At 27.1% G+C, this 12,253-nt stretch carries 11 protein-coding genes; 4 read left to right on the forward strand and 7 right to left on the reverse strand.

Annotated features, from left to right (window positions below; all coding sequences use genetic code 11):
- Positions 1-89: 89 nt before the first annotated feature.
- Together BLS77_RS05530 and BLS77_RS05535 are read right to left on the reverse strand one after the other, a co-directional pair.
- Complete coding sequence (locus BLS77_RS05530) at positions 90-1,589, reverse strand: UDP-glucose--hexose-1-phosphate uridylyltransferase (protein ID WP_089966761.1); 1,500 nt, start codon at positions 1,587-1,589, stop codon at positions 90-92.
- A 372-nt stretch (positions 1,590-1,961) separates the two neighbouring features.
- Positions 1,962-2,954, reverse strand: a complete 993-nt coding sequence (locus BLS77_RS05535; protein WP_089966764.1) for a LacI family DNA-binding transcriptional regulator — start codon at positions 2,952-2,954, stop codon at positions 1,962-1,964.
- A 371-nt stretch (positions 2,955-3,325) separates the two neighbouring features.
- Between BLS77_RS05535 and BLS77_RS05540 the strand changes: the two genes are divergently transcribed.
- The 4 genes from BLS77_RS05540 (at position 3,326) to BLS77_RS05555 (ending at position 6,167) form a co-directional block, all read left to right on the forward strand.
- Complete coding sequence (locus tag BLS77_RS05540) at positions 3,326-4,039, forward strand: hypothetical protein (RefSeq protein ID WP_089966767.1); 714 nt, start codon at positions 3,326-3,328, stop codon at positions 4,037-4,039.
- A gap of 415 nt (positions 4,040-4,454) precedes the next feature.
- A complete protein-coding gene (locus BLS77_RS05545) occupies positions 4,455-4,904 on the forward strand; it encodes a helix-turn-helix transcriptional regulator (RefSeq protein WP_089966770.1) in 450 nt (149 codons plus the stop codon).
- 37 nt (positions 4,905-4,941) lie between these two features.
- Complete coding sequence (locus tag BLS77_RS05550) at positions 4,942-5,295, forward strand: hypothetical protein (RefSeq protein WP_089966773.1); 354 nt, start codon at positions 4,942-4,944, stop codon at positions 5,293-5,295.
- Between the two features lie 569 nt (positions 5,296-5,864).
- The gene (locus BLS77_RS05555) at positions 5,865-6,167 is read left to right on the forward strand and encodes a hypothetical protein (RefSeq protein ID WP_089966776.1); all 303 of its coding nucleotides are present in this window, start codon (positions 5,865-5,867) and stop codon (positions 6,165-6,167) included.
- A 131-nt stretch (positions 6,168-6,298) separates the two neighbouring features.
- Here the strand turns inward: BLS77_RS05555 and BLS77_RS05560 are convergent, their stop codons facing one another.
- From BLS77_RS05560 to BLS77_RS05580, 5 genes are all read right to left on the reverse strand, one after another.
- The gene (locus tag BLS77_RS05560; RefSeq protein ID WP_089966779.1) at positions 6,299-6,748 is read right to left on the reverse strand and encodes a PTS sugar transporter subunit IIA; all 450 of its coding nucleotides are present in this window, start codon (positions 6,746-6,748) and stop codon (positions 6,299-6,301) included.
- Between the two features lie 59 nt (positions 6,749-6,807).
- On the reverse strand, positions 6,808-8,223 hold the full coding sequence (locus tag BLS77_RS05565; protein WP_089966782.1) for a PTS fructose transporter subunit IIC: 1,416 nt from the start codon (positions 8,221-8,223) through the stop codon (positions 6,808-6,810).
- A 57-nt stretch (positions 8,224-8,280) separates the two neighbouring features.
- Positions 8,281-10,221 carry a BglG family transcription antiterminator gene (locus tag BLS77_RS05570; RefSeq protein ID WP_175490786.1) on the reverse strand — a complete coding sequence of 647 codons (1,941 nt, stop codon included), beginning with the start codon at positions 10,219-10,221 and terminating at the stop codon, positions 8,281-8,283.
- Positions 10,222-10,342: 121 nt separating this feature from the next.
- The gene (locus BLS77_RS05575) at positions 10,343-11,194 is read right to left on the reverse strand and encodes a leucine-rich repeat domain-containing protein (RefSeq protein ID WP_089966787.1); all 852 of its coding nucleotides are present in this window, start codon (positions 11,192-11,194) and stop codon (positions 10,343-10,345) included.
- A gap of 186 nt (positions 11,195-11,380) precedes the next feature.
- On the reverse strand, positions 11,381-12,232 hold the full coding sequence (locus BLS77_RS05580) for a MurR/RpiR family transcriptional regulator (RefSeq protein WP_089966790.1): 852 nt from the start codon (positions 12,230-12,232) through the stop codon (positions 11,381-11,383).
- Between the last annotated feature and the right edge of the window lie 21 nt (positions 12,233-12,253).

Below are 12,253 nucleotides of genomic sequence, written 5' to 3' on the forward strand. Positions count from 1 at the left end.
TATCCTAGGGAAGAATATGAAATTTTATATAAAAAAATACAAAATAACTAATCATATTCTAATCTATTTTTTCCACTATCTAATCCACCTTAATTTAGGTATTTTATAAATCTAATTTTAGATTCTTCATTCTTTTTAAATAATCCTGAATCCTTAAGTACTTCTGCGAATTTATTACCTATTTCTTTTTTCAAGATCCCCTCAGTAGCATCACTATTAATTATTCCATATTTATTTATAAGCTCTTCTATCCAGACCTTATGTTTAAATAGTTCATCATTAGGCTGTATAGATTCTAAATTTTTGTTTCCTACTAATACTTCCTTAATTTCTTCCATTTCAATTTTTAATCTTGATGGAAGAACAGCGAGTCCCATAACTTCAATTAATCCTATATTTTCTCTTTTAATATGATGTAGCTCTTTATGTGGATGGAATATTCCCTCTGGATATTCTTCTGTAGTTCTATTATTTCTAAGAACTAAATCTAACTCAAATAATTTATCTCTTTTTCTACAAATAGGAGTTATTGTGTTATGAGGTTCCTTACCTGTGAATGCTATTACATCTATTTCTTTATCTTCATATAGCTTAAATTTTTCTAATATAAAGCTAGCACAGGAAACTAATTCTTTTTTATTTCTACTTTTTATTCTTACGACAGACATAGGCCAACTTAAAATACATGACTTCACTCCAGTAAATCTATTAATATCAAACTCTACTTCTTCTTTAGCATTACTCATTGCAAATGGATAATTACCACCTTGAAAATGATCATGAGATAATATCGACCCACCAACTATAGGTAAATCTGCATTAGATCCGATAAAATAATGTGGGAAATCTGATACAAAATCTACTAACCTCTTAAAGGTATCTCCTGTTATTTTCATAGGCTCATGTTCACCTTTAAACACTATACAATGCTCATTGTAGTAAACATATGGAGAATACTGCATAAACCATTTTTCACTATTTAATCTAAGAGGAATTACTCTATGATGACCTCTCCCCGGATGATTAACTCTTCCCGAGTACCCTTCATTTTCCTTGCAAAGTAAACAACTTGGATAATTAGATAATTTTATATTTTTGCTTTGCATAATATCCTTTGGGTTCTTTTCTGGTTTAGATAAATTTATAGTAATATCTAATTCCCCATAGCTTGTATTATGTTTCCACTTTAAATCCTTCTTTACATCATTAGTTCTTATATAATTAGAGTATTTACTTAAGTTATAAAAATATTCTGTAGCTTTGGTAGGCTCCATTAAATACTTTTCATTAAACTTCTTAATAATATTTGATGGTCTATCTACTAGGCATGCCATTATCTTACTTTGGAATAACCCATTTAAAACAATTGATCCCTCTTCTATAATATTTTTATCAATTGCCCATTTAGTCATTTCTTCTAATATAATATGAAGCTTTTCATCATAAACTTCACCATTACATTCATAAGATTCTAAGGATAAAAAATCTAATATTCTATTTCTAGTAAAAATTTCATCATCTTTTTCAATTAATTCCTTACTAATACTATATTTAAGCAACTTATCTATTTCTAAAAATATATTAACCATACGTCCCCTCCAATATTATATTTCTCTAATTATATTCCTGTTACTTTATAATCATCCCTTAAAGGAACATTAGAAGCGTTAATCAATTTACCAAATAATTCTAAATAACCTTTTAATTCATTAATCATTTTATCCACCCTCTCCGTAAATGTTTACTTAAAACTTTATACTTGTAATTTTAGTAATTTCTTTACTATTTGTTAATAATTTTAGTAAATATTTTATATTTTATCCAATAATATTTACTAAATATATAGTAAAGAACCAAGCAACCAACATTTTACTTACTTTTCACCTTTTTCTCAAGCCACAGTTCCCATTTAGAGGCAAAAAAATAACAAGTCAAATACTATGACTTGTTATTTTTAAAGATCAACTACAGCAACTTTTTCTTATTTTCAAAACAGTATCTATAATAACTTTTTTTCTATATTCCCTTTCACAATTAAAGTTTTCCATCAATAAATCAACTGCGGCTTCCCCCATATATTCAGTATATACTTTACTAGTTGTCAATGATGGAACTAAATATTTCGAAGATGGAATATCATTAAAGGAAATAACACTAACATCTTCTGGAATAGACATCCCTTCTTTAGAAAGAGCATTATATGCTCCCACCGCCATAGTATCACTTCCAAGGAAAAAGGCAGTTGGTAATTCTTCTGAATTTTTAATAATATCTCTCATTAAATCGTGTCCATCTTTAATTGAAAAGCTACCAATCCTAACATATTCTTCATTATATATTCCTCTATTTATCATATACTCCTTAAAAGCCACTTCTCTTGGATCCACCTTGCTAGGCTCACCATTTCTGTAAAATTCTTCGCCACCAATATATCCTATTTTTTCATGGCCAAGGCTTATTAAGTAGTCTAAACTTTCATTAACTGCCTTTCTAAAATCAACAACTACTGAATCATATTTATTATGTTCTGGAGATGAATCTACAAAAATTAAATTATCAGTTAGTTTGCTTAAGCCACAAATTTCTTCATCACCGAACTTACCTATAGCTATTATTCCATCAAGAATATCTATTGACTCTAAACTCTTATACTCATGAATTCTCACTATATTTACAAAATCTAAAATCAACTTTTTTTCTACAGCAAGTTTTATAGTTACATAGTAAGGATCTTCACATTCTTGAGACTGAGTTTGCCATTGTACAATCCCTATATTTTTAATTTTACTTTTCTTTCTATTTCTAACAGATACATAATCCAACTCCTTAGCCACCTCAAATATCCGTACTTTAGTTTCATCTAAAACATTTAAAGTATCATCATAATTTAAAATTCTAGATACTGTAGAAGCTGAAACTCCTACAATGCTTGCAATATCTTTTATAGTAGCCATATTTTTCTCCTTAAATAATATTCTTTGTAGGTATATTAAAAATAGCTATTTAGTATTTAAGGCTATTTTTTAATACCTTAATATAAATAATACTATTAATATATTAAAAAAGTCAATTATTTTAGTAAACTTTTACTAAAATAATATCTAAATATATTTTCGTAAAATTTTTCTAATAAAGCTGTGTTTTTATTTACTTATTTTTTCATAAATATTTTTTTATTGAACTATAGGTAATTATTTACTTAATTATTCTTATGTGATATGCTTAGATTACTCAACGGGAACCGACCAAGTCGGGAGTATTAAAAAAATGGACAACTAGTGCTGCTAACACTAGTTGTCTTTTTTGTTCATAAGGAGTTGCTACTTTGAAAACATTAAAAACAATTTTCATTTGGATCCTTTCATTAATTTTTATAATTATATTCTCTATAGTCTTTTTTATATTGCTAAGCTTTGTTCAATCAAAGTTATTTTTACCTGAAGATTATATACTATGGATTTTCAAATTCCCTATTTCTAGATTAATCTTTATTTATGAACTATATATTATAATTGCACTTCTTTATTTTGTTAATAAGAATTATAGAGAACTTTTATTTATCCTTATTAATTTTTCAAAAGACTTTATCAAAAATTATAAAACCGCTATTATCTTTACCTTTGTAATATTTAATATAATTCTAACATACGCTATTCTCTTTAATGTTACTGTTATAACCAATAATAAAATAATAGACTATACATTTTTATCACCAACTGGAAAAGAATATGAATATAATGATATTGCAAAAATTGATACAGGAGTATACGGCAAAAAACGATATTTATCTTTTACACATTCAAAAGGCGATTTTTATTACATAATAGAATTAAAGGACGGCACTAAAATTGATTTAAATGAGGTAGATTCCACTGATAGTGATATCGACTATCGCTTTATCCTTGAGAATCTTGATAAAGAATATGTAAACATGGATATTCCAAAAGTATCAAGCATGGATAACTTTGAATATTGCACTGAACATTTAGATAAAATTTATACTGATAAAATACGAAATATATTGCTAAATACTAAATGATGAGATTACTAAATATCAAAAATAAAATACAATTTATGTTAAAAACAGTATGTAATTGTATTAAATTATTCGTTATATAGTAATTATAAGTAAAGGAGATGATAATATGTTCTTGGCATCTATATGGGGCCTTATAAATATTATTTTGATTTTATCTGTTTCAGTCTTAGGGTTATATGCATTAATACTTCTAATCAAAGCTTTAAAAATTTACATTAAAAACAACTCCTAATATTAACAAGTAACACTCTGTTAATATTCCGATAAAAAAAATAAAATTATCTTTAAAATCAATATTATATTAATTATCAAAAAAGAATTGACAAAAGTATCCTCATAGTGTAAATTTACACCATGAGGATACTTTTACTTATATATATTTATAAGTAAATGATAATTAAAGGGTGGAATTTTTATGACAAGAAATGAATTTATAAAAAAAGTTGACGAAAAAGTTAAACTTATAAGAATTGAAAAAGGATATACACAAAACAAAATGGCAGAGATACTTGGAATATCAAAAAAAACATTAATACAAGTTGAAAAAGAAAGATGTAGTTTAGGTTGGGCAGTTGCTATTGCAGTATGTGTTATCTTTAAGGATAGTGAAATATTAGAATTAACTTTTGGAGGTGATATAGAAGACATAATAAGATCTTTGGCATTTGAAAATGATGATACTAAATACACTCCAACACTTGGAGGAAAGATTTGGTGGAAGGATATTCAGGCTAAAAATTGTTATACAATTCAACAAAATGTAATATCAAATCATTATAGAATTTTAGATAGTAATAATCGAAGAGTGAGTTATTCCTTTGAATTGGAATATATAAAGAAAATATTTAATGAACTTTCTGATTAAATATACAGAAAAAAACATAATTCAAGGAGGAGTTTATATGAAAAATGATAAAATTATTTATGGTGCTATATCAGTAATATTAATCTATTGTGGGGTTATAGCATTAAGGCATCCTATGTCATGGACACTGGCGACAATAGCAATATTACCTTTAGTATACATTGGTAGTAGAGAAATAGGTGATTTTAAAACAAGGTTAATGATAACTAAAATACTATCAATTATATATGGATTTATTTCAATATCTACATTTTCATTAGGTATTGTAGTTGGATTGGATAATGGTACTATATGGATTGTATTGAAAAATTTAATGGAGGCTAGCCCTGTAATATTTGGATTTTTAGTATTATCAATTTTTATTTACAAAAAAGTTAAATACGAAAAATAACCATGTTAAAAGAAATTTTATTGCTAAAAAGTGATATAGAATGTAAAAAAATAACTTTAGTTATAAACATTAATGCACAATATTCATACTCCGAATTAATAAAAATAAATAACATATTTAAATATCGCATTATTCATAAATGAATTTGCGATATTTTTTTATTCTCATTTTCCTACTCTACCTTTCTGTAAATTTCTATTAGTCTCTATATCCAAATACTATAAAATAAGTATAGAAAATATTATTTTTTTCCTTTAGCCCACATTTCTGTCATTGTACATCCTTATATATTTAGTTTTTGCATATATCCAAACTCCCAGTTCCTACTGCTGTTACTCTTGCATAAATTGCATCTACATTAAAACCTGTTACAAAAAACTCTAATTCTTCTGAATCCTCTAAAAGTTCATTGACAACTTTTAATATTTCTTCCTTAACCTCTTTTGAATAACCCTTATTCTAACCTATAATGTAAATTTAACAATACAATATAAGTAAAATATGTTATATTATTAATTAACAAGATTATTAAAATTAATAATCTTTAGTCAAAATAAGGAGGATTTATCATGGATAAACCAAGTAATATTAGAATCAAAAAATATGGTATAGGAACTTCGGCTTTGATAATTTCTATATTTTCTATAATGTTTTCATTCACTTATATCGCAGGGAAATATATAGGTGATCACATCTTAAGTATACTAGGAATATCCTTACCAATTAAGATTATTTCAATAATTCTATTTTTTATAGCAGTATTTATAGGACATAAATATAAGAATGATTATCTAGCTAAAACTGGAAGAAATTTATCTATTGCTTGTATATTTATGATATCAATTCTAACTTTAACATGTACACAATTTTAATATTTTATATAATAAGTTACCCTAAAATAATTTAACTAAGTCATGTCCAAATAAATAAAATACCTATAGGTAAACACTTTTTCAAGTGTATAACCTATAGGTATTAATTTACTTGTAATAAGTAATCAGTTTTAGTTATTTGTTCTATCTAATAAAAGTTTTTCTATAACTTTTTCATCTGTTGCATTTTCTAGTTCTTCCTTAAAATCATCATCCATTATACTTACTGCTAACATTTGAAGTATTTTTAAGTGTTCATTTCCATTCCCTTCTGGCACAGCTATTAAAAATACCATGTGAACTGGCTCATCATCTAAGCTTTGCCATTCTATTCCTTTTAAACTTTTCCCAACTACTACTGTTGGTTTTTTAACCCAAGATGATTTTGCATGAGGTATAGCCACACCATCCCCTATTCCGGTCGTTGACATTGATTCTCTAGTTTTAACGTCTTCTACGTATTTATCTACATCTACAAGTCTTTCTTCCATTAGGTTTGCTAGGTGCTTTATTGTAGCGAACTTTTCAGTTGTTACTACGTTTAAATCTATATATTTTACATCAAATAATTTATCGTTCATTCCAATCAACCTCTTTCAAATCTATTTTTTATATTGTTTCTTTATTTTTTTAAATATTCTTATTTTACTTGTTCTTTTCTAAATCTTAATCCCTTTAAGTAGTTAACCATTATTGCACTTACCATTGATCCAACGGCTATTGCGATTAAGAACATTATTACTCCATCAATTCCACCCATTAATGCAACTATTGGTCCACCATGTGGAACTCTATCTGCAACATTACCTGCCATTGCAATGTTAGCACCAACTATTGATCCTACCATTAATGAAGGTATAACTCTTATAGGATCTACTGAAGCAAATGGGATTGCACCTTCAGTTATTCCACAAAGACCCATTGCAAATGCTGCTTTTCCTGCATCTATTTCATCTTCACTATAATACTTCTTTCTTAAGAATGTTGCAATCCCCATTCCGATTGGAGGTATTGCTATTGCTGCTGCTATTGGTCCCATTATTTCTGGGTTACCTTGAGTTATCATTGAAACACCAAATAAGAATGCAACTTTATTTACTGGTCCACCCATATCAAATGCAATCATTGCACCTAATATAGTTGCAAGAACTATTGAACTTGTTCCTGATAATCCTGCTAAGAATGATGTTAATCCCTCAAACACTGCTGTTATCGGTCCACCTAAAACATATATAAATGCAAGGCCAGTTACAAGTGTTGATATTATTGGTATTATTATTATTGGCATTATTGGTTTAATTAAACTTGGTACTTTAATATCTTTTAAGAACTTAGCTATATAACCAGCTAAGAAACCTGTTACTATTCCACCTAAGAACCCAGCATTTGCTTGTGATCCATAGAAAGATCCGTTTGCTGCTATATATCCACCAATCATCCCCGGTACAAGACCTGGTCTATCAGCTATTGAGTAAGCTATGAACCCAGAAAGCACTGGTACCATAAATCCAAATCCTGCTCCTCCAATCATTTCAATCTTCTTCCAGAATGAGCCATCTGGTATTACAAGACCTTTAGCAGTTGGTTCTCCTCCAAAAGCTAATGCAAGTGCTATTAATAACCCTGCAACAACTACAACTGGAATCATGTAAGAAACTCCACCCATTAAATGCTTATAGAATGCTGGTTGTTTTAACTTCATTTCTTTTTTTGCTTCAGTAACACTTTTAAGTTTCTTTGGATCTTTCTTTTCTACTTTTCCATCTAAGAACATTTGAATTAATACATCCGGTTCCTTTATTGCTCTACTAACTGGACATTCAAATATTGCCAGTCCTTGAAATCTATCTAAGTTAACAGATTTATCTGCTGCTATTATTATCCCATCAGCTTCTTTTATATCCTCTTCTGTTATAACATTTTCAGCACCTGATGATCCTTGAGTTTCAACCTTAATTTCTACTCCCATCTTAACTGCCATTTTATTTAATTTTTGTGCTGCTATGTAAGTGTGTGCAATCCCTACTGGACATGATGTTATTGCTAATAATTTCATTATTATTTCCCCCTTGTTTAGACATCTTCAAAATGTTATTTTTTGAGGTGTCTTACCTTAAAATTTATATATTATTTTTTTAAAATCTTCAAAATCACTACTTTTTATAATCTCTAAAACAACATCTAATTCTATAATACTTTTATATAATTGTTCTAAATTTGATTTCCATTCATGTTGGTCTTCTTTTGCTATACATATAATTAAAACCACTTGTACCTTTTCTTTATGCCACGTAATCCCTTTTTTAAGTATAGCTACTGATATAAATGATTCCTTCAAATCCTTATGACTTGTATGAGGTATGGCTACTAGATTTCCAATTTCAGTACTAGCTAGCTTTTCTCTTGAAAAAATTTCTTTCTTCACAGCCTTAGTTATATATTTTTTATCTATTAACTCCTCTGTAAGCTTTTCTAACAATTCTTCTCTTGTAGGTGCTTCTACATCTTTAAAAAACAGTTCCTTTTTCAACTTACTAACAAGTCCATTTTCTTTATAGTTATTATTTTTCAAATTTTCCTCTATTTTTTTAATTTCATCCTTATCTAATAGGTTTTTAACATATATAACCTTTTCAGATTCTGCCTTTAAAGGAATTGTAGTTATTATAAAATCAACACTTTGTAATAATACCTCATTAAATTCATACCATGAAATTGTATCTACTATAGTTAATCTTCCTTTAAAATGTTGCTCAAGTTTTACCTTAAGTAATAATGATGTTCCAATTCCTGTAGTACAAACTATGATTACTTTTTTTACCGTTCCTATTTCCTCTTGTTTTATCCTCTCAATCGAAGCTGCAAAATGTAAGGATAAGAATCCTATATCATCTTCACTTAAATCAAGTCCATATTCTCTTTTAATAATATTATTTGATAAAACTCCTATTTCAAAAGCAAATGGATAATTATTTTTTATAATCCCTAGCATACTATTTTCCATTTTCACACCGTACTTCGCTCTATTTATAGCAGCTTTTAAATGAGCTCCTAAAAATTCTCTTAGTACTTTATCTGAGGTTAAATCCACATTAAAGTTTTCTTTAACAGCTATTAAAATTGTTTCTGTTAATTTGCTGTTTTCCTCATCTATATCAGTTCCAATTGAGCTACTTGCAATTATATGTTTAGTTACATAACAAACTTCTGTTTCATTTATTTCTACATTTAATTTTTTCATAAGATCACTACATATACTTTTTGCTATATCCATTTTCGATTCTTTTTTTAAATCATTAGTCATAGCTTCTGTATAAATTAAATTGTTACCACTCTTGTTTCTAACTAACATTACTGCTACATATGACCTTAAGTCTTTAAGCGCTATATCAGATAATCTTAATTTAAACTTTACAATATTATCTTTTATAATTTCCTCTAATTCGGATAAATTTTTAAGTCCTAAAGAATCTTTTAATATTTCTTCAAACTTTTCTAAGAATATTTTATTTGAAAAATTTAATTTTTCAGTTATACAACATCTTAAAGAATCTTCCTTGCCAGTAACTTTAATTCCCTTGTTAGCATGCTTTTCAATATCTAATGTAACATTTGATCCTCTGCCCTTAGGCTGTAAATTTGTTTTTGCAAGTTTAATATCATTTTTTAAGGTTGATAAACTTATGAATAATTCATCTGCTAAATCTATTTGAGTAATTGCATCTATATTTTTTATTTCATTTAGTAGAAGCCTCATAATTATATATTCTGCTCTACCTTCTGCCGTAAGATTTATATAGTTATCTTTTTTCTTTTCATCACTATATATATCTTTAAACTTTTCCATATCGGTAATTTCTAATATATATCCTTTTCCTTTTTCGGATAAAATAACAGCACCATGATTTTTAAAAATATTATTTAATTCTTTTATATCACTCCTTATAGTTCTTGATGAAACACCTACTGTAGTACACAACTGATCTCCTGTAACTACCTTACTGCTTTCCGATAATATTTTTATTATTTTCTGAAGCCTTAAATCATTTATCATTTCCATCACCTTGACTTTATTATAGATTTTTTGAAAACCTATTCATAGTTCTATTATTTCCTCTATCAAAGGAAATAATATATCGTTTCCAATTTTACTCAATTTATATTTATCTTTATTATTATTTATATACAATGCATCCTTTATTTTCTAATTGTTCTAACCAATTTACGTCCTCAAGTTCACTATTCCATCGTAAATCTAGTCTTTCTAGACCTTCTATATTTAATATTGATTTTGGAAGTTCCTTAATTTTATTTCCTCTTAAATCTATCTCCAGTAATTTTTTTAGATTACCAATCTCCTTTGGTAGCTCTTTTATATTGTTATTTCTAAAATTTAAACGCCTTAAATTAATACACTTGCCAATAGACTTTGTAATTTCCAATAATTTATTTTCGCTTATATCAAGTACACGTAGGAATTTCAACTCACCAATATTTTCTGGTAATTGCTCTATTTTATTTTCCTTTAAATGAAGTTCTCTTAAACTGTGTAGATCACATATAGATTCAGGTAATTTGAAAATACTATTATCCATTGCCCTAAGTTCAACTAAACTCTTCAACCCACCAATGTTTAAAGGTAATTCCCTTAAAAAGTTATTACTTACGTTTAAATACCTTAATAGATAAAGATTACATATCTCATCCTCTAATACTTCAATTTGATTGTTATGAATATAAAGATATTGATCTAACTTTTTTAAGTTTCCAATTTCTTTAGGTATGTCTTTTATTTTATTGTGTCCAAAATCAATACTTCTAAGTTTCTTCAATTTCGAAATACTCCTAGGTATAATTTCTATATTATTAGCTGATATATTAAGTACTGTTAAATTGCTTAAATCAAAAATACTCTCTGGAATATCCTTTATTCTATTGTTATAAAAAGTTATATCCTCTATGTCTCTACCGAATTCTCTCAAATTAGGCACTTCTTCTAATCCTAAATTATTAAAATTTAATTTCATACTAAATCTCCTTTTTAATAAAACATCTTCAAAAAATAGCAAGCTAATATGATATCTACTTTTTTTAAATGCCTAATATAGTTTATACTTTTATTATAGCCTTACTTAGATATGTTCAAATGAAAAATGTATCAGAAGTAGAATCATAAAATTGATTCTACTTCTGATACATACAAAATCACTTCCCTAAAGTTTAAGTTCCTGAACTGCTTCTCTTGTGATAATAAGCTTTTCTTCTACTTCTTTAATATTATTTTTTACCATTCCTATAAATAGCATATCTATAATTGCAAGTTGAGATATTCTTGAGCTCATAGCCCCTTCTCTTAATGACTTTTCTACAAAAGGTATTTTTAAAGTTATATCTGACAGGTTTTCAAGTTTATTATTCATACTTGCTTTTGTAATAGATATTACTGGTATTTTAAGTTTCTTAGCATTTTCTACACATTTAATAACTTCTCTTGTACTACCGGAGTATGAAATTGCTATTGCAACATCCCCCGGTTGCATTAATATAGATGAAGTTATTTGAAGATGTGTATCTGTATGAGCTATACATCTTCTATTTATCCTACTTAGTTTATAATAAAAATCTAACCCTACAAGTCCTGATACTCCTACACTATAAACATATATATCTTTAGCATTAATAAGTAACTCTATAGCTTTTTCAAGGTCTTCTTCTTTTATTAACTTAACTGTTTTTTCCATAACAACATCAATTGAATTTTTTATTCCATAAATTATATCTCTAGTTTTTAAATCTTTATCTAGGTATTCAAATTTTGGATTTTCCTCATTATCGTTATTATTTAAATTTATAGATAATTTAAACTTCATTTCATTTAAGCTATTAAATCCTACCTTTTTAGAGAATCTAACTACTGTTGCTGCTGAAGTATTTGTTATATCACCAATTTCCTTTGCTGATAAATTTATTATGCTTTCTTTATTTGAAAGTAAATAATCTGCTATTAGTTTTTCTCCATCTGTAAAATTTTCATAGTTCTGTCTTATGTAATCTAAAACATTCATGTAATCACACCCTAATTATAT

Origin of the sequence: Clostridium gasigenes, assembly GCF_900104115.1 — a bacterium.
Taxonomy (GTDB): domain Bacteria; phylum Bacillota; class Clostridia; order Clostridiales; family Clostridiaceae; genus Clostridium; species Clostridium gasigenes.